Below are 20,738 nucleotides of genomic sequence, written 5' to 3'. Positions count from 1 at the left end.
TTGTTGTGCGGGGCCGGTTGGTCGGAGGCCCCGACGGTTCATCCGCCGTTACGGATTTGGCTTGAATGCGACATCGATCCAGAAGTTCGTAGTCGTCGGGTTCGACGGGAAGTCCCCGCCGTACTGGTAGACCCCGCCGGGCGCGAAGGTCGACAGCGGTCCGTTGGTCACGACGTTCGCGAGGCCGCCGGACGTCACCGAGTACCAGCCGACGTTGCTGTGGTAGCTCGCGCGGTACTCGACGCCCGGCACGATCGCGATCGGCTGACTGAATGTCGCGGTCTGCCATCCCGAGGCCGTCTCATTGGCGAAGGTCACCGCGGCCAGCTGCTGTCCGGTCGCCGACCAGAGGTAGCCCTGGTGCACGCCGGTGTTCTCGACTCCCTTGTAGAAGCGGATGCCGGTGATCGTTCCGGCCACCGAGGTCGTGAATCTGACTCCGACCTGGATCTCGTTCGAGTCACCCCATCCGGGCACGTCGGGAACGGCGTTCGCCGCGAAGATGCTGTCGACGTCGACCGTCGGCGGGGCGGCCGTCGTGGTGAACGACCACGAGCCTCCGGTGATGGTCGCCCCAGGTGCCGTCACGGATGCGGTGATGGCCGTCGACCAGGGCAGGGGTGTCGTGGGTGTGAACGAGACGACCTTGGTCGTTGCGTTGTAGCTCGAGGTGCCCGCGATCGAACCGCCCGGTCCGCTGAGCGCCAGCGCGGGCGTCGAGCCCGGGTCGGCGGACAGCGTCGCCGTCACCGTCACGGTCGGTGCGACATTGGTCGCACCCGAGGCGGGGGCGGTCGAGGTCACCGAGACCGGTGCGGGCGGCGGCGTCGTCGAGGGGGTGAACACGACGTCGACGAAGTAGTTCGTCGCATTCCACGTGCCGTTCGGCATCGTTCCGCCCGAGCCGTAGACGAACCGCCCGTTGTTGACCGTTCCGGCGGTCAGCGGACCGCTGGTCTTGGCCGTGGCGAAGTAGTTGCTCGTGAACGAGTAGTTGCCGTTGGGCGCCAGGTAGGACACGACGTAGGTCTGACCCGCGGTGATCGCGACAGGCGTTGCGAGCTGCGCGGTCTGCCATCCGGAGGCCGTCTCATTGGTGAACGTCACCGTCGCCAGCCGGGTGCCGGTGCTCGACCAGAGCGAACCGGTGTGCGTGCCCGTGTTGGTCGTGCCCTTGTAGAACCGGATGGCGTTGACCGTTCCCGACTGAGAGGTCGTGAACGAGGCGCCGAGTTCGACGGAGGACGAATCGGTCGTGGCTGCGGGCGTCACCGGGTTCTCCAACCCGAAGAGGGAGTACGTGACCGGCGCTGCTGCGGTGTGCGTCGTGAACGACCAGTTCTGGGTCGGCAGCACCGCCCCCTGGCTCGACTTCACTCCCGTGACCGAGACGTTGACGACGGCACCGGCCGGAAGCGCGGGGCTCGGTACGAAACTGATGGTCTTCGCGTCGGCCGACAGGTAGGTCGTGCCGGCGACGGGAGAACCGCCGCTGCTCACGGCCACGTTGTACCCCGCGACCACGGGTGCGGAGAGCTGCAGCGAGATCGTGGACGAGGTCGCCACACCGGTCGCACCGTTCGCGGGGGTCAGGTTGGACGCCGTGATCGACGCGTTCGCGCGGTTGAAGATGACGTCGACCATGTAGTTCGTGGTCGAGCTCCCGTCGGGGAACGAGTCGGAGTAGCTGAACGCGCCGGCACCGGTTCCGGCGGAGAGCGGCGAGTTCGTGATGCCGCTACCGCTGTACTGCCCGGCGACGGTCGAGTAGAACCCGGTCGTCGTGCGGTACGAGACCACATACTTCGCGTTGGCCGTGATCGCGACCGGACTGCTGAACGTCACGGTCTGCCATCCGGACGTCGACTCGTTGGTGAAGGTCGCGGTCGCGAGTTGCGCACCAGCCGCCGACCAGAGCGCTCCGACGTGGGTACCCGTGTTGCCGGTGCCCTTGTAGAAGCGCATCCCGGACACCGTGCCGTCGACCGAGCTCGAGAAGGTGACACCGAGCGTTACGGGGTTGTCAGCGACCTGGAGGGTGGTCGGCACGGTCGAGTCCGTGAACAGGCCGCACGGGCACACTCCTGGCGCGGGATCGGGATTGACCGTCGTGAAGCTCCAGGTCTGCCCGCTCGTCAGAGTGAACCCGGAGGTGTCCGTCGCTGCCATCGTGACCGAGTAGACGGTGGATGCGCTCAGCGCGCTCGTCGGCGTGAACGTCGCGACCCGGGTCGTGGCGTTGTACGAGACGGACCCGGCGACCGTCGATCCGGTCGGGTTCTTCAGCGTGATCGAGACCGACGACGGGACGACCGGCTTGGAGAAGGTCGCTCCGACGGTCGACGACCTCGGCACGCTCGACGATCCGGCGATCGGGAATTGGCCGGTGGCCTGGAGCGGGGAGTTGTCCGTCGTCGTGAAGACGGCGTCGACGAAGTAGTTGGACTGCGCGAAACTGCTCGACGGGTACTGGCCGATCGCGGTGTTGTAGACACCGGCCGGCGTCGCACCGAAGCCGCCTGCGACCGTGAGCGGGGCAAAGGTCAACCCTCGGTACGACCAGTAGAACTGCGTCGCCGCGTAGTGCCCGTTGGGTGCCGAGTACGACACCGTGTACGTGACGCCGGCCGCAACCGGCACGACCGAGGTGAACGCAGCGGTCTGCCATCCCGATGCGGTCTCGTTGGCGAAGGTCACGTTGGCGAGACGGGTGCCGTTGGAGTCCCACAGGGAGCCCGTGTGCACGCCCGTGTTCGCAGCGCTCTTGAAGAAGCGGACTCCGGAGACATAGCCGCTCTGCGACGGCGTGAACTTGAGGCCGAGCTCGACGGATGAGGTGTCGCCCGCATCCGGGGTCGCCGGGACGATCGAGCCGAAGGCGCTGTACGGCCCGGTCACGGTCACCGCGCGGCTCGTCGGCGTCGACGGATAGTTGCCGCTGTCGTCGGTGGCGCGCACCCTGAGCGTCTGCGCACCGACGCCCTGCTGGCTGTAGGTGTACGTCCACGCGGTCGTTCCCGTCGCGGGGTGCCAGGTGGTGCCGTCCGTCGAGACCTCGACGCCGGCCACGACTCCACCCGAATCGGTGGCCGTGCCGGTGACGGTCACCGACGCGCCGTTGGCGATCGATGCCCCGGCTGCGGGCGAGGTGATGACGGCCACGGGCGCGGTGCGGTCGGTGCTCGCGGCGGATGCCACGAGTCCGGATGCGAGCGTCGCGGGCTGGGCGCCCATGTCGGCGAGCAGGTTCACCTGAGCCTGCTGCATGCGAACGTCGGCCGGCGGTCCGTCGCCGTCGTGGTTCTGGTCGAGACCCCACGCCCACTGGATCGTGCCGGCCGAGAACACGAGGGCTCCGCTGGGCGCGCGATACAGAGTGACGTGGTGGGTCGTCGTACCCGGTTCCGTCTCATTGCCGAAGTCCTGCAAGTACTGGGGAACGGGACCGACGGTCGTCGACAGGTCGATCAGTCCGGCGGGCCGGAACCCGTTGTCGATGTCCTCGTTCGACTCGTAGCCGACGGTGCTCGGCGCGAGGGCGGTCGTCGCTCCCGGGGCCATGGAAGTCAGACTGGTGTTACGCCACATCCTCGTCTTGCCCTGGGCAGAGTTCACCGTCACGGCGAGGTCACTGAAGTTCGACATGTACATCGTGCCGGTGAGGCCGTTCTCCGGAAGCCCTGCGCCGTTGGCCTGGGATGCGAATCTCGGGTCGCGCCAGGTCCCCGTCCATTGCGCGGTCGGGTCGATCTTCGCGTTCGCCCAGGTCTCCTTGTACGAGACGAGCGTTCGGTAGTTGGTGGGGGTTCCCGCGACGGACGGCTCGTAGCGCGTGTGCCAGTACATCTCGTTGCCCGAAAGGAACTGGAGGTTGACGCCCGCGTCCCGCGCGGCGGTGACATTGGCGCGCTGCGCAGCCGACCAGTACTCGTCGTGCCCGACGGAGAGGAACACTTTGTGGTTGAGCAGCTTGGAGCCGTACCGGTCGGTGTCGACACCGCTGAAGTACGAGACGTCGTACCCGTTCTTCTCGAGGAAGCGCACCATCGGGTATTCGTTGCTGAAGTAGAAGTCGCGGCCGTCGTTGTTGCCGCGGGTCACCATCGGGCGGTTGTAGCTGATCTTGTACGCGCGACCGTTCGCTGCGCCCTGATAGAAGTCCGATCCGCCGTAGGTGTTGTACGCCTCCCAGGTCGGGTCGGAGGTCTGGAACAGCACTGCGGAGTGGCTGGAGTCGTTGCGCACGACGAAGGTGATGTGACTCGAGTCGCCGTTGTCGGTGCGGGTCAGCAGCGCGAGGTAGACGCCGGACACGACATCCGTCGGCACGTTCCACGACGCCGAGACGCCCCAGTTGCCGCAGTCGGTCAGCTCGGTCGTGGCGTCCCACAGGCATTGGGGCTGCACCTGGGGAAGCGTCGCCGACGGCGTGACGTCGGCGATCTTGCGGGCGCCGAGACCCTGGTAGTACCCGGTGCGGAAGATCTGGATCGTGTACGCCCGTGCGGTCGTGTCGACCTTGAAGCTGATGGTGCTGCCGACATTGACACTGATGTCGGTGGAATAGCCCTGGATGTCGCTGTCGCCTGCACCGTTGATGTCCCAGACAGAGGGATCGGTGCCCGGGAGCGCGTTCTCGCAGACGATCGGATTGGGCGCCGTACCGCAGCCGCCGGCCGCGCTCGCGGACGGGGCGACGGCCATGAGAAGCCAGGTGACGAGGATGATCACCATCAGCCCCGCAGTAGCCACGATGGGCGTCGACCGATACCCTGACGACCAGGCATGCAACTGGGACCTCTGAGCATTCCTCACATCTGAGAGATTCTCACATATAGGCCCTCGTTGCATACCCCCTAAAAGGGGACGCGGGGGTGTCTACCCCGCTTTCGGCTCGCGGAATCAGCCCGCGAAGCGATCGGTGGCCTCGATGAGCGCATCGAGGATGCCGGGCTCGTCGAACGCGTGCCCCGCATCCGGGATCAGCCGAAAATCCGCCTCGGGCCACGCTCGGTGCAGCTCCCAGGCCGTCATCGGCGGCGTGCAGGCGTCGTAGCGACCCTGCACGATGACGGCGGGGATGCCGCGCAACTTCTCCGCATCCCGGATCAGCTGCTCCGGCTCGAACCAGCCGAGGTTCATGAAGTAGTGGTTCTCGATGCGGGCGAACGCGACCGCGTACTGCTCCTCGGTGAAGGCCGCGACGACCTCCGGCCGCGGCAGCAGGGTGATCGTCGACGACTCCCACCGCGACCACGCGACGGCGGCCGGACCGTGCACAGCGGGGTCGGGATCGTTGAGCAGCCGGCTGTACGCCCTGATGAGATGCCCGCGCTCGGGCGGCGGCACGGGCTCGAGGAATCCCTCCCACAGGTCGGGGAAGAGCGCCGCTGCGCCACCCTCGTAGAACCACTCCAGCTCCGCGGGGCGCAGGGTGAAGATGCCGCGCAGCACGAGCTCGGTCACCCGGTCGGGATGCGTCTCGGCGTACGCGAGTGCCAGTGAGCTCCCCCAGGAACCGCCCAGCACCATCCACTGCTCCACCTCGAGGTGCTCGCGCAGCTTCTCGATGTCGGAGACCAGTTTCCAGGTCGTGTTCGCGCTCAGATCCGCGTCGGGATCGCTCGCGTGCGGGAGGCTCCTGCCGCACTGCCGCTGGTCGAACAGCACGATCCGGTACCTCTCGGGGTCGAAGAGGCGCCGCTGATCCGGGTTGGTCGCACCGCCCGGACCGCCGTGCAGGAACACCACCGGCTTTCCGTCCGGGTTTCCGCTGGTCTCCCAATAGAGCAGCTGGTCGTCGCCGACATCCAGCATCCCGGATGCGTACGGCTCGATCTCAGGGTAGAAGGTGCGCATGCCCAGAGCATATGGGCCCGGATACCCTCGTGTCCCGCCGCTCCCCCTGACCGGCGCGGCGCAGTACGGTGTGGGCGTGGATGCGTTCGCCACCGACTTCCCCCCACCGCACCTCGTACTCGAGGTGTGGACGCCCTCCTACCTGCCCGCGTGGAGCTCCCGTCTCGCGGCGGCCGCCGACTACACGCTCACCGGCGGCGGGCTCCGGCTCTCGATCTCGCCGGGGCACCCGCGCTGGTGCGCGGACACGCACGAACCTGCGCTCCGCGTCTCCGCGGTGCAGAGCGCGAACTGGTCGGGACCGGTCGGCAGCACGCTCGCACCGGCGCCGTTCCGGGAGGGCCTGACCGTTCGGGAGCAGCAGCCGACGCAGCTCGGTCTCGTGCGCCGATACGGTCGCGTGGAGGTCGACGCCCGTGCCCGCATCGGGCCGCGTTCGATGTTCTCGGCCTGGATGATCGGCCTCGAAGACCGGCCGGAGCGCTGCGGGGAACTCTGCTTGGTCGAGGTCTTCGGCGACGGCGTGCGGGCGACCGACTCGGGGCCGTCCGCCGGCATCGGCAGCGGCGTCCACCGGTTTCGCGACCCGGCACTTCCCGAAGACTTCGCCGTGCTCGACACCCCGATCGACGTCGCCGAGCTCCACACCTACGCGATCGACTGGCGGCCGGATGCGGTCGACTTCTTCCTCGACGGCGCTCCCACCCGGCGCGTCGAGGCTTCACCCGACTACCCGATGATGCTCATCCTGGGCGTCTTCGACTTTCCCGCGAGCACCGCGCCCGCCGACCCGGAGACGCCCAGCCTCACCGTCGCGGGGGTGCGCTGGTTCTGACGTTCCTTCTGTGTGCCTGCCGCCGCGATCCTTCGGAATAGGCTGGCCGCGTGACAGAACACAGCTCCGCATCCGACCGCGCATCCCGTACACCCCGCGCATCCCGTACGCCCGTCACCGTGACCGTCACCGGAGCGGGCGGCCAGATCGGCTACGCCCTGCTCTTCCGCGCCGCCTCGGGTCAGCTGCTCGGTCCGGACGTGCCGGTCGACCTCCGGCTGCTCGAGATCCCTCAGGGCCTCTCCGCCGCCGAGGGCACCGCGCTCGAACTCCAGGACGGCGCCTTTCCGCTCGTCAACGGGATCGCGGTGACCGACGATCCGAGAGCGGCGTTCGACGGAGTCAGTGTCGCGCTGCTCGTCGGCGCCCGCCCGCGCGGTCCCGGCATGGAGCGGGCCGACCTGCTCGAGGCCAACGGGGCCATCTTCGGTCCGCAGGGCGAGGCGATCAACGCGGGCGCCGCATCCGACGTCCGGGTGCTCGTCGTCGGCAACCCGGCGAACACGAACGCCCTGATCGCCAGCGCGCACGCGCCGGATGTTCCGCCGGAGCGGTTCACGGCCATGACCCGTCTCGACCAGAACCGCGCGGTCGCGCAGCTCGCCGCCAAGCTGGAGGTGCCCGTGTCGGCGATCGACGGGGTCATCATCTGGGGAAACCACTCGGCCAGCCAGTACCCCGACCTCTCCCACGCGACCGTCGACGGCCGCCCGGCGACCGAGCTCGTCGACGAGGACTGGCTCGCACGCGAGTTCATCCCGCGCGTCGCCAAGCGCGGCGCCGAGATCATCGACGTGCGCGGCGCGTCGAGCGCGGCCTCCGCCGCCAGCGCCGCCATCGACCACGTGCACGACTGGGTCAACGGCACCGGCGAGCGCTGGACGTCGGCGGCCATCGTCTCCGACGGCTCGTACGGCGTGCCCGAGGGGATCGTCTCGTCGTTCCCGGTGCGGTCGGTGGGGGGCGAGTGGCAGATCGTGGCCGGCCTCGAGATCGACGCCTTCTCGCGCTCCCGCATCGACGCATCCGTCGCCGAGCTCCTCGACGAGCGCGAGGCCGTGCGCGCCCTCGGCCTCCTCTAGCCGCCCGCGCGGCCAAGGAGGGGTCGCAACACGCCGCCCCACCCGTTCCGGAGACGGCGCGTCGCGACCCCTCGTTGGCGCGGGCACCCCGCGGCTTCGAATGCACGCCCGCTCACACGAAAGGAGGTGTCGCAACACGCCGCCCTACCCGTTCCGGAGACGGCGCGTCGCGACCCCTCGTTCGGTGGGAGGGCCGGGCAGCGGTGCGCAGCAGGGACCGCCCGCGCTAGCGCTTCTTGGGCTTCAGGCTCTTCTCGGCGACGGGCGCGGTGCCGGAGGCGCGCTGCTGCGCGTAGTACTCGCGGGCCTCCGCCTGACGCTCGGCCTCAGCGCCCGTGGCGATCTTGGCGCGCACGAGCTCGGGTCCGTAGCCGAACGCATCCACGAGGTCGACGGCGTGCGGCCGGATGCGCGTGAGCAGCCGGTCGATGTACGCCGACACCGCCTGGGCGCGCTGCGGCGACAGGCGGCCGTGGATGACGTACCAGGCCAGGTGCTTCTCGATCAGCCCGAAGCCGAACAGGTCGCGCAGCCAGGTGAGCACCTGCTTGGTCCCGGCATCGGGAGCCTGCTCCAGCGCATCCGTGAACGCCTCCCACTGCAGCAGTTCCGCATGGGCGCGGGCCGCCTCGATCAGCTCGTTCTGCTGCGAGTTGAACAGGTCGGCCGCCGCCTTCTTGCCCAGTTTGGATGCGGGGCGCAGCCGGTTGGCGACCTCGGCGATCATCGTCTCGACGCGGTCGGTGAGCAGCTCGCGCTGGGTGGTCGCGTCCTGCAGCCAGTTGACCGAGCGTGCGGTCGAGCCGAAGTCCTTGACCGTCTGGGCGACGCTGCGCAGTCCGGTGCCGTGGTAGGCCTTGCCCGCCGCCTGGGTGACGACGTAGCGGGCCATCGCCCCCGCATCCGCCTTCGCGAACTTGCGGCTGTAGTCGGTGAGCAGACGCTTGGCGACGAGCTGGAGCAGCACGTTGTTGTCGCCCTCGAACGTGACGTACACGTCGAGGTCCGCGCGCAGCGAGGTGAGCCGGTTCTCGGTGAGGAAGCCGGCGCCGCCGCAGGCCTCGCGCGCCTCCTGCAGGGTGTCGAGCGCGTGCCAGGTCGAAAGCGGCTTGAGGGCGGCCGCGATGGTCTCGAGATCCTGGCGATCGGTATCCGTGTCGGTACGACCGCTGAACACGTCGTCGAACTTGTGCAGGAATACTTCGTGGGCGAAGCTCCCCGCATAGGTGGTGGCGAGAAGGGGCAGCAGGCGGCGCTGGTGACGCTGATAGTCGAGGATGACCTCCTCGTCGGTGTCGCTGCCCGCGGTGAACTGGCGGCGCTCGGCGCCGTAGGTGATCGCGATCTTCAGGCCGATCTTCGCGGCGTTGATCGCGGAGCCGTCGAGCGAGACCCGGCCCTGCACGAGCGTGCCGAGCATGGTGAAGAAGCGACGTCCGGGGCTGTCGATCGACGACGAGTACGTGCCGTCTTCGGCCACGTCGCCGTACTTGTTGAGGAGGTCGGTACGGGCGACCCTCACGCCGGTGAAATGCAACCGGCCGTTGTCGATGCCGTTCAGGCCGCCCTTGATGCCGTCGTCCTCGCCGCCGATGCCCGGCAGGAAGTCGCCGTTCTCGTCGCGGATCGGAACATAGAACGCGTGCACGCCGTGGTTGACGTTCTTGGTGATGAGCTGGGCGAACACGACGGCGGCGATTCCGTCTTTAGCGGCGTTGCCGAGGTAGTCCTTCCACGCCCCGCGGAACGGGGTGTCGATGACGAACTCCCGCGTCTCGGGGTCGTAGGTCGCGGTGGTGGCGACGGATGCGACATCCGACCCGTGCCCGGTCTCGGTCATAGCGAATGCGCCGGGCACGTCGAGCGACATGATGCCGGGGAGGTACTTCTTGTGGTGGTACTCGGTGCCGAGCTGCAGCACCGCGGCGCCGAACAGGCCCCATTGCACGCCGGACTTGATCTGCAGCGACGGGTCCGCCGCCACGAGCTCTTCGAAGCCGGCGATGTTGCCGCCGTTGTCCTCGCCGCCACCGACGCTCTTCGGGAACGCGCGGTGCACCTGACCGTTCGCGACGAGCAGCTTGAGCTGCTCGAACGTGCGCGCCCGCTGATCGGCGAGGCTCAGACCCTCCACCTTCTGCATCTCGGGTCGGCTCGACAGCGCGCGGGAGGCGAGTCGCGCCTCCGCCCACTGGCCGAGCAGCTGCCGGCCGAGAGCCTCGATGTCCACGCGCGGCGCAGCACCTCGCGGGGCGCCGGGGCCGGTGGGTGCGGGTGCCGTGGCGGGCACAGCGGACGACGTAGTGGTGGGCACAGCGGTATCTACCATGAGCGTTCCTCTTCGATCTCGCGGGGATCTTTTCACGGTACGGCCCTCGGCTGGGAAGAGGAAGTCGTCGGTGCGCGGCCTACAAACGGGCACCGGATGCGTCGCCGCCCGTTTGCGGAATGCTCCAATTCGAATCCCTGGGATTGTGCGCGTATCGACAACGCGCAATACTTAACCACATGGTTGAGCTTTCGGCGACGGCGGCGGACGAGGTGGACGCCGTGTTCCACGCGCTCGCCGACCAGACGCGCCGCGAGGTCGTGCAGCGCCTGCGCGGCGGAGAGGCGACCGTCAGCGACCTGGCCCATCCGCATCCGATGAGCCTCGCGGCGTTCGTGAAACACCTGGCCGTACTCGAAGCCGCCGGCCTCGTGCTCAGCACCAAGCGCGGGCGCACGCGGTGGTGCCGGCTCGCTCCCGCGGCCCTCCGCCCGGCCGAGGAGTGGATGCGCGCTTACAGCGAACTGTGGAACTCACGGCTCGACTCGCTCGAACGACACCTGGAGGAGCATCCATGACCAGCATCGAGATCACTCGCACGCTCCCGGCCGGCCGCGAGCGCGTGTGGCGCGCCTTCACCGATCCGGCCGAGTTCGTCAGCTGGTTCTGGCCCGCCCGGTTCGAGAGCACCGGCGACGTGGATGCGCGTGTCGGCGGCGCCTGGCGTCTCGTCTCCGACGTGACCGGCATGGGCCTTTCGGGAGTGTTCGCCGCGGTCGAACCGCCGGAGCGGCTGGTCTTCACCTGGCGGTGGGACGGCGACCAGGAGGAGACACTCGTGACCCTCACGCTGGCTCCCGGTGCGGGCGGCGGGACGGAGCTGACCGTGCTGCACGAACGCTTCGCGACAGCGGAGGACGCGGAATCGCATGGGCAGGGATGGGCGGACTGTCTCGATCGGTTGCCGTCGGTGGTGTGAGGCCGCGGCCTGGCGTCCTCACCTCCAAAGAACTGTTTGACAGTTGCGAGTGAGGCGGGCAGGATAGGCGGGTGAGTGACGAACGGGGTGAGCTGCGCGGGATGCGCGTGCTCGCGCATCCATTGCGGCTCCGGCTGCTCTCGCTGCTGGGCGGCACCGCCCTCAGCGCGGCCGAGGCGGCGCGTGCACTCGACGACACCCAGGCCAACGTGAGCTACCACCTGCGGCGGCTGCACGAGGCCGGACTGGTCTACGTCGCGGAAGAGGTCCCGATCCGTGGCGGCCGGGCGAAGCGGTACCGGCACGATCCGACCAGCGGCGAAGGGCTGACCTCGGGCGATGGCGGGCTGCAAGCACTCATGGGGGCGATGGCCGCCGAGCTGACGCGCCGCGCATCCTCGCACGCCGAAGGCACTCCGACCGCGTTCACCGACGCCGAGTTCTGGGTTCCGGATGGGGCGTGGCAGCGCGTGATGGAGCTCGTCCGCGAGGCGGGAGTCGTGCTCGCCGACGCCGCCGCCGCACCGGGGGCGCCTGGCACGCGTCCGGTGGCCGCCACCCTCGCGCTCTTCGAGCTCGCCGCCCCCGGGCCCGCCGCGGCGGCCGGGCCCGCCGCTGCGTCTGAGTCGCGGCAGATCGACGTTCCCGACGGCCCGGAAGGTCGATCTACCGCGACTCGAGCGACGACGTGAGCGCACGGAAGGCGCGCGAGGCCACCGCGCCGCGCGAGGGGTACGCCGATGTGCTCCGGCTGCCGCACGCGCCGCGGCTCTTCGCGTCGGCGCTGCTCGGGCGGCTGTCGTACGCGACGGTGACCCTGTCGCTGCTGCTGAGCGTCCAGACGGCCACGGGGTCGTTCGCTGTCGCCGGCGCCGCGACCGGAACGTTCGGCGTGCTCAACGTCATCGCCTCGCCGTACCGGGCGCGGGCGGTCGACCGGTTCGGCCCCACGCGCGCGCTCCTGGTGATGGGAACTCTCTTCGCCGCCGCGCTCGCCGGCATCGCATCCGCGTGCCTGGCCGGCGCGGACGCCTGGCTGCTGGTCGTGCTCGCCGGGATCGCCGGACTGTTCGCTCCCCCGCTCGGGTCTGCGATGCGCGTGATCTGGGCGTCGATCGCTCCCAGTCCCCGGATGCTCACCCGTGCGTACAGCCTCGATGCGGTCGCCGAAGAGGTGCTCTTCACGACCGGACCGCTGCTCGTCGGGCTCGTGCTGCTGTTCGCGACGCCCGTCGTCGCCCTGTACGGCACGGCAGCGGTGGCGTTCGTCGGCACGGCGCTGTTCTCGCTGGCGCGCACGGTTCGCGAACGGCCGCCGGCCGCATCCGTCACCCACCCCCATGAGCGACCGCTGCGGCAACCGGGGTTCTGGATCGTCCTCGTCGCCCTCTCGGGTGTCGGCGTCGTTCTCGGAACCGTGGAGACGGCGGTGCCCGCCTTTGCGACCGAGCGGTCGTCCGCAGCTCTCGCGGGCATCCTGCTCGCCCTGCTGTCGGCCGGGAGCGCGGTCGCCGGCCTGGTCTACGGCCACCGCACCTGGCGGTCGTCGCTGGCCGTGCGGCTCGTCGTGCTCAGCGTCGCTCTCGCCGGAACCAGCGCCCTCGCGGCCGTCGCCGGCAACGAACTCACGCTCGGATTCATCCTCGTCGGCGTCGGGGTGTTCCTCGCGCCGAGCCTGATCACCGGATACCTGCTCGCGGACGCCCTCACCGCCGAGCACGTGCGCAACGAAGCGTCGACCTGGATCAACACCTCCGTCAACACGGGCGCAGCCGCCGGCGCGGCGCTGGCCGGCATTCTCGTCGACCGCACGACGACCTCGGTCGCGTTCGCCGTCGGTGCGGCGATCGCGGTGGTCGCGACACTGGCCGCGGCCTCCCGGATGCGGTCGGTGCGCGCCGCGGTCGTGGCACGCGCGGCGCCGGGGCCGGGGTCGGGTCCGGGTCAGGGGCCGGGCGACGAAAAGGCCCTCCCCGAGGGGAGGGCCTGAGCGCGGTGTTCGTGGCTTGCGCCGGCGCCTACGCGGCGCGGCGGGAGCTAGCGCGGGTGTCGCCGCGACCTGCGCGCGGGTTCCGCGGAAGCGGGGCGGCAAGCGACGCGCGGGCGGCCGCCGCGCCGCGCAACTCGAGCACCGTTCCGGCGGGGATCTTCAGGTCGCGATCGATGCGCATCCCGTTGCCGACCATCACGTCAGGCCCGAGCTTCGCGTTGCTGCCGATGCGCACGCCGCTTCCGACCACGCTGCCTGCGCCCACGTGCACGTTGGCGCCGATGAACGTGCGGTCGCCCACGGTCACGCCGCGGTCGATCCAGCTTCCGGCACCCACATACGCGTCGAGTCCCACCCGGGCTTCAGCCTCGACGTAGGCCGTCGCGTCGATGTACGCCGACTCGGCCACACGGGCCGTCGGTGCGACGAGGCCACGCCCGTTGGTGTGCCTCTTGTACTTGATCACGGCGCCGGTCTCGTCCTCGAGCTCTTCGATCATCCTTGCCATCGCATCCTCCTTCGAGATCGTCGCGGAAACGTTCATTGGGATAACACAAGGGCCGGAAAGAAAATTCCCTGGCTGCCCTGGAGAACCACGACCGTACATCGTCGCATTCGTACCAGACACGGGGTTCTGATCGGAGGATGATCGGGGTATGGGAGAACACGAGACGATCTACGTCGAAGACGCAGCCGCCTGGCGGGAATGGCTGGTCGCGCACCACGACGAATCCGCCGGAATCCGGCTCGCCCTGGCCAAGAAGGGGTCCGGACTCCCCAGCCCCAGCCACGACGAGGCGGTGCAGGTGGCCCTCTGCTTCGGCTGGATCGACGGCCGCCGCAACGCCCTCGACGAGACCCACTTTCTGCAGACTTTCACCCCGCGGAGCGCGCGCAGCATCTGGTCGCAACGCAACCGCGACCTCATCGCAGTGCTCATCGAATCCGGTGAGATGACAGAGGCGGGGATGCGCGAGGTCGACCGTGCCAAGGCCGACGGCCGGTGGGATGCGGCCTACCAACGCGTCTCCGACAAGACCCTCCCCGACGACCTCGAGGCCGCACTGGCCGCGCATCCGGAAGCTGCTGCGTTCTTCGAGACCCTGAGCAGCCAGAACCGGTTCGCGATCGTGTTCCGCACGACCAACGCGAAGCGGCCCGAGACCCGTGCGCGCCGCATCGCCGACTTCGTCGCCATGCTCGAGCGCCGCGAAACCGTCTACCCGCAGAAGTCGGCGGCGACGGTGGCGCCGGAGCGGCTCGGGCAGGGTGAATAGGGGGCGCATGGGCTCGCGCAACGTCGGAGATTTCGCGAATGGGGCCGGCGTTTCGTCCGTCTGAACGGTGAAGTCAGGGCGGCTCGGGCGATTTCTCCGACGCCGCCGCGCGGCGCTGGCGCAGCACGCGCGCAGCGCGCGCAGCGTCAGGCGGCGGCGACGACTCCGAGGAGGGCCTCGCCGTAGGCCTCGCGCTTCTTGGCACCGATGCCGGTGATGCCGTCGAGCTCGCCGAGCGTGGCCGGGCGGGCGCCTGCGATCGCGCGCAGGGTCGCATCGCCGAAAACGATGTAGGCGGGGACGCCCTGGGTGCGCGCCTCCTCGGCTCGCCAGGCTCGGAGCGCTTCGAACAGGGGCTGGTCGGCGGGCGCGAGGTCGGCGGATGCGGTGCTGCGCGACGAGCGCGGCGCGCGTTCCGGCCTGTCGGGCTCGCGGCGGAGGATCACGGGCCGGGCGCCGCTCAGCACGGTGGCGCCCTCGGGCGTGAGGGCGAGGACGCCGTATTCGCCCTCTGTCTTCAAAAGCTCCGAGGCGAGGAGCTGGCGTACGACGCCGCGCCACTGACTGTCAGTGAGGTCGGTGCCGATGTTCCAGGTGGCGAGGGCGTCGTGACCATACTGGTCGACTCGGGGCGTGCGCTTGCCGCGGAGGATGTCGATGAGGTGACCGGCACCGAAACGCTGGTTGCGTTCCCGCTGCAGACGCACGACGGTCGAGAGCAGCTTCTGGGCGGGAACGGTGCCGTCCCAGCTCTCGGGCGGCGTGAGGCAGGTGTCGCAGTTGCCGCACGGCTCGGCGCGCTGGCCGAAATAGCCGAGCAGGTTCACCCGGCGGCACTCGACGGTCTCGCAGAGTGCGAGCATCGCATCCAGGTGCTGAGTCATGCGGCGCCGGTGCGCGAGGTCTCCCGGCGAATCGTCGATCATGCGGCGCTGCTGCACCACGTCGTTGAGACCGTAGGCGAGCCAGGCCGTCGACGGGAGGCCGTCGCGGCCCGCGCGGCCGGTCTCCTGGTAGTAGCCCTCGACGGATTTGGGGAGGTCGATGTGGGCGACGAACCGCACATCCGGTTTGTCGATGCCCATGCCGAAGGCGATGGTCGCGACCACGATCACACCGTCTTCGCGGAGGAAGCGCGACTGCGTCGCCGCGCGCGTGGCCGCATCCAGGCCCGCATGGTACGGCAGCGCCTTGAGGCCCCGAGCACTGAGGAACTCCGCGGTCTTCTCGACGGTGTTGCGCGAGAGCCCGTAGACGATTCCGGCATCGGTCGGATGCTCTGCGGTGATGAAGTCGACCAGCTGCTTGCGGACCTCGGACTTGGGCACGATGCGGTACTGGATGTTCGGCCGGTCGAAGTCGGCGACGAACTGCGCTGCGCCCTCGAGCTTCAGGCGGGAGGTGATCTCTTTGTGGGTCGCCTCGGTCGCGGTGGCCGTGAGCGCGATGCGGGGAACGTCGGGCCAGCGTTCGGCCAGCTCGGACAGGGCCAGGTAGTCGGGACGGAAGTCGTGCCCCCACTGGGAGACGCAGTGCGCCTCGTCGATGGCGAACAGCGCGATCGTGCCCCGTTCGAGGAAACGCTTGGTCGCCTCCGACGACAAGCGTTCGGGGGCGACATAGAGGATGTCGAGCTCGCCGCCCAGGTACGCCCGCTCGACGCGCGAGCGCTCTGCGCCGTCTTGCGTGGAGTTGAGGAAGGCGGCGCGCACGCCGACGGCGAGGAGCGCATCCACCTGATCTTGCATGAGGGCGATCAACGGCGAGACCACAATGCCGGTGCCCTCGCGCAACAGCGACGGGATCTGGTAGCAGAGACTCTTGCCGCCACCGGTCGGCATGAGCACGACCGCATCACCGCCGCCCGTGAGCTGCTCGACGATCTCGGCCTGCTGACCGCGGAACGAGTCGTAGCCGAACACGGTGTGCAGGGCCTCGGCTGCCGACTCGAAGAGCGGGCGGGCAGCGCGCACCTCGGCCGGGGCGGAGGAAGGCGCAGAGGACGAAGCCCGCGCGGCACGGCGAGCGCCACCCGACGGCGCCCCGGATGCGGCGGCCGCGTCAAACGCGCCACCGCCGAAGTCGACATGGCCACCGCGGTACGTGTGGTCGGCGTAGTCGGGGAACGGCGGCTCGTCCTCCTCCGGCGGCGCATCGCGCTCGTCGGGCTCCCAGGGCAGTTCGGCGTTCCAGCTCATTCCTCGATCGTAACGAGAGCGACCGACCCCCGCTGACCCGACCGCCGGCCTGTGGAGAGCCACACCCGTGTGGAGGAGCACGCGAAGGGGCCCGGACCGCCTCCGGTCCGGGCCCCCACGTCAGCAGCGCGCTGCTACCAGAGCAGCACCGGGAAGGGGAGCGTCGACGAGCCCTTCACCGCATCCGAGCCGCCGTAGACCGCCGTCAGCAGGTGGAAGCCCGCCTTCAGCTTCGGCAGGGTGACCTTGGCCTTGCCGCCGTCGCCCGCCTTCAGGGTGACCGTGGCGACCTGCTTGCCGCGGTCGAGGATGACGACGGTGCCGGTGGCCTCGACGCCCTTCTGGGCGAGCACGGTCACCGTGTAGGTCAGCTGCGAGTTGTGGCTCGCGAGCACCGTGTTGGCCCAGCCGAGAGTGACGCTCGAGACCTTGGTCGCCGGCGGGGTCGCATCCGCGACCGTGATCGGCACCGACACCTTCGTGTCCGTTCCCGGCACGGTGATCGTCAGCGTCTGAGCGCCTGAGACACCGGTCGGGATCGTCGCCGTGACGGACGCGCGCCCCACCTCGTCGGTGGTGGTGACGATGGCCGGGTCGATCGTTCCGGTGCCGACCACGGCATCCCCGATCGCCAGGGAGACGGTCGTCGGCTGGGTCGCCGTGTCGCTGAAGAGCAGCGACGACAGGGTCACGGCCACGCTCTCGCCTGGCTGGTACGCGGTTCCGGATGCCGGCGCCGCCAGCTTCACACCGACCGCACGCTGCGCCGAGTCCGGCGTGGCAGTGGGGTTGGCCGTGAAGTAGTCGACCATCGACTGGAGGTCGATCTTGCCGGAGTCCGCTTTGCCGCTGCCCTGACCCAGAGTGGTGAAGTTGTCACCACCGGAGGCGAGGAACGAGTTGACGACGACCTTGTGGGTATCGGTGTCCTGCACCTCGGTTCCGTTCAGGTAGACGTGCGTGATGCGCGAGCCGGCGGCGGCCGTCGGGTCGTACGTGTACGTCAGGCCCGCGGAGACGCCGAGCTTGAGGAACGGACGGCTGGCCGCGGCGGGCTGCCACTGCTCCTCCAGCGCCTGCTTGAGCTGCGCTCCGGTCAGCGTCTCGGTCACCAGGGTGTTCGCGAACGGCTGCACGGATGCGGCCTCCTGGTAGGTGACGTTGCCGTCCGCGTCGTTCGGTCCGGTCGACGCGAACTTCAGGTCGGCACGCAGTCCGCCCGGGTTCATCAGAGCGATCTCGGCGCCCGCATCCTGGGTGGCCCAGAGCTGCACGTCTGCGACGAAGTTGCCGAGGGTGGACTCTCCGCCGCGGTTCTCCGAGCCGTCGGCCTGCCGGGCGCGGTTGAAATCGCCCGTGATCTGGCCGACGGAGACGGAGCCGAGCTGCGAGGCGACCTTCACCGCATCCGCGACGATCGCTGCCACGGCCGGGTCGGCCGGGTAGAGCGGCGCTCCGGCGGCGTCGTTCAGAGGCAGCAGTTCGCTGCTGAACGACTGGATCGTCTTCGTCTGCGGGTCGACCGTGAGGGCGATGTGCCCGAGCTTCTCGCCGTACTGGCCCGACTGGATGACGGGACGGGTGCGGTCGGTGCCTGGGATGGCGACCCCGTGCGTGTACGCCTGGTGCGTGTGCGCCGAGACGATCGCGTCGACGTCGTCGTTCGCTCCGTTCACGATTGTGCCGAAGGCCGAATCGTTCGTGGAGTCCGCGAGCGCCGGGGTGGCCGCGCCCTCGTGCACGAGCAGCACGGTCACATCCGATTCGCCGTTCGACGGGTCGCCGTCGCGCAGTTGCAGTGCGACCTTGTTGACCGACTCGGTGACGTCGCGCACGTCGATGCCCGAGATGCCGGCCGGCGTGACCAGCGAGGGCAGCTCGTTCGTGACCGCGCCGATGAAGCCGATCCGGATGCCTCCGACGTTCTTGACGTAGTACTGGTCGAACGTCGGGGTGTCGGTGCCCTTGTCGAAGATGTTCGCCGCGAGATACGGGAACTGCGAGCCCGGGATGACCCGGTTCCGGATGTCGGACACGCCCTGGTCGAACTCGTGGTTGCCGAGCGAGCTCACGTCGAGCTTCATCGCGTTGAGCGCGTCGAGCGTCGGCTTGTCCTTCTGGATGAACGACGTGAACGTGGAGGCGCCGATGTTGTCGCCCGCCGACACGAACACGGTGTTCGGGTTCTTCGCCCGGAACTGGTTCACCGCGCCCGCGAGGACGGCGGCTCCGCCGGAGGTCGCACTCGACTCGAGGCGGCCGTGGAAGTCGTTGATCGCCAGCAGGTCGATCGAGACGGGGGCGTCCTTCTCGGCGAACCCGATCTTGATCGGGTTGTGGTCGCTCGCGCGATACGGGGTTCCCGCCTCGGCGGCGCCGAACGCATAGCTGCGGTCGGACCACTCGTTGGCGTTGATGTCCCAGACACCCGCGCCGGCCACGCTTGCCGCCAGCTCCGGCGAGGCCAGGGCGTGGTCGAGCGAGCCTTGTTCGCCGTCGAAGCTGTACGTGTACTGGCCCGCGGCCTTGGCCGACACCAGATCGACCAGACCGGCCGAGGTGAAGACGTCGATCGGGTCTTCCTTCGTATACGCGTTGAAGTCGCCGAGCAGCAGGACGTTCTTGCTGCCGCTGGTCTGCTCCAGCTGACCGACGAGGCCGAGCACGCTCTTGGCCTGCGCGACGCGGTCGGCGTTGAAGAGTCCCTGGCCGTCGGCCGGTTCCGTGCCCGTTCCGCTCTTGGACTTGAAGTGGTTGACGACCACGCTCATGGTCTTGGATCCGGCTTTGAACGTCTGCGCGATCGGCTCGCGCGCGTTCCCCCAGACGGACTCGTCGATGACGGTGGTGCTGTCGCCGACGCGAGTGACCGCTGCCTTCTTGTAGATGATGGCCGTGGTGATGACGTCGGTGGTGTCGACGGCGTCCACGAGCGCGGCGGGCGTCGGAACGTAGGCCCAGACGTCGGAGCCGGCGGCCACGTTGAGTCCGGAGACCAGGTCGGCCAGCGCGGTGTCGACGGGCTTGCCGAAGTGGATCGAGTTCTCGATCTCTTCGAGCGTCACGATGTTCGCGCCCAGCGCGTTGATCGCTGCGACCTCCTTCGACTTCTGCAGCTGGAACTGGGCGGCGGTCTTCGCGCCGCGTGCCAGCGGGTTCTCGCTCTGCAGGGTGGTGAAGTAGTTCTCGACGTTGAACGAGGCGACGGCGAAGTCGCCGCCGACAGCGGGAGCAGCATCCGGTCGCGGGTTCGTCTGCTCGAACGTCGGCTTGAGGTTCGCCGGGCTCGCGTCGTTGATCGGAGTGGTCGGCTGCAGACGCCAGTCGTCGAAGCCCCAGTTCAGCACGTACGGTGTGGCCGGGAAGTCGACCTTGTCGCCGTTGCGCACCACCACATCCTTGGTGAAGTACGGCTGGTCGCCGGGGTGGTCCTTGTTCGCGATCTGGATGTTGTAGCCGTCGTCGAGCAGGATGCGGTCGGCCAGGTTGGCCTTCGCGATCACGTCGGCCGCATCCCCGGGCCGCTGCGTCTCGGTGCTCTTCACGAGCGGAGCGTCGCCTGCCGAGAGCCAGAGCGTCCCGAAGTTGTAGAGCTCGTGGCTGGAGGCGAGCTTGTAGGTGCCGGTCGGCTCGACGAGCATGCTCTCGTACGCCTCGCGGTCGGTGCCGCGAACGGTGTCGGGCAGCGGCGTCGCGGCCGGCACGCCGACACCAGCGGTGACGAGCTCGACCGCTCCGGCGGCGGATGCGGTGATCTGGGTCAGACCGAAGTACTCGCTGACCGTTCCGGTGACGGTGATCAGGTCACCGATCGCCACGGACGGGTTGGCGGTGTTGAGGTAGACGAAGACGCCATCGGAGACGCCGGGGGTCGCATCCGTCGCCCCGCCGCTGCCCTGCGTCTGGAGGTAGATGCCCTTGTAGCCGCCCACCCGGTGGTCGGCCGTGACGATGCCCTGCACCGTGACGGTCGCATTGTTCAGCGGACTGACGTCGCCGGTGCCCTGCACCTCGGCGATGGTGTTCGTCGGTGTCGCGGCGAGCGCCGGCGAGACCGTGAGTGTCGCGAAACCGAGCGAGGCCGCCGTGACGACGGCCAATCCGGCGGCGATGCGGCGGAAGGAGCGGGCGGACGAGCCGCCATCCCCCCTGCCCGAGGGCACAGGTGTAGCTGAGCGTTGCTGCATAATCGGAAATCCCCTTCACGATTCAGTGCGATGACGTCACGCGTTCCCATGGCCGATGCTCC

General features: G+C 69.2%; 13 protein-coding genes. 7 read left to right on the top strand and 6 right to left on the bottom strand.

All coding sequences use genetic code 11. From position 1 onward, the window contains the following. Positions 1-48: 48 nt before the first annotated feature. Positions 49-4,752: a DUF4082 domain-containing protein gene (locus ACFVV0_RS17295; RefSeq protein ID WP_387065843.1), complete on the bottom strand. Its 4,704-nt coding sequence runs from the start codon at positions 4,750-4,752 to the stop codon at positions 49-51. A gap of 150 nt (positions 4,753-4,902) precedes the next feature. Continuing rightward, a complete protein-coding gene (pip, locus tag ACFVV0_RS17290; RefSeq protein ID WP_387065841.1) occupies positions 4,903-5,859 on the bottom strand; it encodes a prolyl aminopeptidase in 957 nt (318 codons plus the stop codon). On the opposite strand from pip, the gene ACFVV0_RS17285 reads away from it, so the two are divergent. Then, entirely contained in the window at positions 5,858-6,694 is an 837-nt protein-coding gene (locus tag ACFVV0_RS17285; protein ID WP_387065838.1) for a glycoside hydrolase family 16 protein, read from the top strand. The two genes, pip and ACFVV0_RS17285, sit on opposite strands and share 2 nt — an antisense overlap. A gap of 50 nt (positions 6,695-6,744) precedes the next feature. Continuing rightward, positions 6,745-7,776, top strand: coding sequence for a malate dehydrogenase (locus ACFVV0_RS17280; RefSeq protein WP_387065835.1), 1,032 nt, complete (start codon positions 6,745-6,747; stop codon positions 7,774-7,776). 226 nt (positions 7,777-8,002) lie between these two features. Here the strand turns inward: ACFVV0_RS17280 and ACFVV0_RS17275 are convergent, their stop codons facing one another. After that, positions 8,003-10,105, bottom strand: coding sequence for an acyl-CoA dehydrogenase (locus ACFVV0_RS17275; protein ID WP_387065832.1), 2,103 nt, complete (start codon positions 10,103-10,105; stop codon positions 8,003-8,005). Between the two features lie 179 nt (positions 10,106-10,284). Between ACFVV0_RS17275 and ACFVV0_RS17270 the strand changes: the two genes are divergently transcribed. The 4 genes from ACFVV0_RS17270 (at position 10,285) to ACFVV0_RS17255 (ending at position 13,014) form a co-directional block, all read left to right on the top strand. Continuing rightward, a complete protein-coding gene (locus ACFVV0_RS17270) occupies positions 10,285-10,623 on the top strand; it encodes an ArsR/SmtB family transcription factor (protein WP_387065829.1) in 339 nt (112 codons plus the stop codon). Continuing rightward, entirely contained in the window at positions 10,620-11,024 is a 405-nt protein-coding gene (locus ACFVV0_RS17265) for an SRPBCC domain-containing protein (protein ID WP_387065826.1), read from the top strand. Before ACFVV0_RS17270 ends, ACFVV0_RS17265 begins: the two co-directional genes overlap by 4 nt. A gap of 71 nt (positions 11,025-11,095) precedes the next feature. Continuing rightward, positions 11,096-11,716: a helix-turn-helix domain-containing protein gene (locus ACFVV0_RS17260; RefSeq protein WP_387065824.1), complete on the top strand. Its 621-nt coding sequence runs from the start codon at positions 11,096-11,098 to the stop codon at positions 11,714-11,716. Continuing rightward, positions 11,713-13,014: an MFS transporter gene (locus ACFVV0_RS17255; protein ID WP_387065821.1), complete on the top strand. Its 1,302-nt coding sequence runs from the start codon at positions 11,713-11,715 to the stop codon at positions 13,012-13,014. The genes ACFVV0_RS17260 and ACFVV0_RS17255 overlap by 4 nt, the downstream gene beginning before the upstream one ends. Before the next feature lie 28 nt (positions 13,015-13,042). Here the strand turns inward: ACFVV0_RS17255 and ACFVV0_RS17250 are convergent, their stop codons facing one another. After that, entirely contained in the window at positions 13,043-13,522 is a 480-nt protein-coding gene (locus ACFVV0_RS17250; protein ID WP_387065819.1) for a DapH/DapD/GlmU-related protein, read from the bottom strand. A gap of 148 nt (positions 13,523-13,670) precedes the next feature. Between ACFVV0_RS17250 and ACFVV0_RS17245 the strand changes: the two genes are divergently transcribed. Continuing rightward, entirely contained in the window at positions 13,671-14,291 is a 621-nt protein-coding gene (locus ACFVV0_RS17245; protein ID WP_387065816.1) for a YdeI family protein, read from the top strand. 146 nt (positions 14,292-14,437) lie between these two features. On the opposite strand, the gene recQ is transcribed toward ACFVV0_RS17245, so the two are convergent. Both recQ and ACFVV0_RS17235 read right to left on the bottom strand, forming a co-directional pair. Then, entirely contained in the window at positions 14,438-16,489 is a 2,052-nt protein-coding gene (recQ, locus tag ACFVV0_RS17240; RefSeq protein ID WP_387065813.1) for a DNA helicase RecQ, read from the bottom strand. 134 nt (positions 16,490-16,623) lie between these two features. Continuing rightward, positions 16,624-20,652: an ExeM/NucH family extracellular endonuclease gene (locus ACFVV0_RS17235; RefSeq protein ID WP_387065810.1), complete on the bottom strand. Its 4,029-nt coding sequence runs from the start codon at positions 20,650-20,652 to the stop codon at positions 16,624-16,626. Positions 20,653-20,738: the final 86 nt, after the last annotated feature.

The sequence above is a fragment of the Leifsonia sp. NPDC058230 genome, from assembly GCF_042882245.1.
In the GTDB taxonomy this organism is placed as follows: domain Bacteria; phylum Actinomycetota; class Actinomycetes; order Actinomycetales; family Microbacteriaceae; genus Leifsonia.
This window is presented reverse-complemented; position numbering and strand designations above follow the sequence as displayed.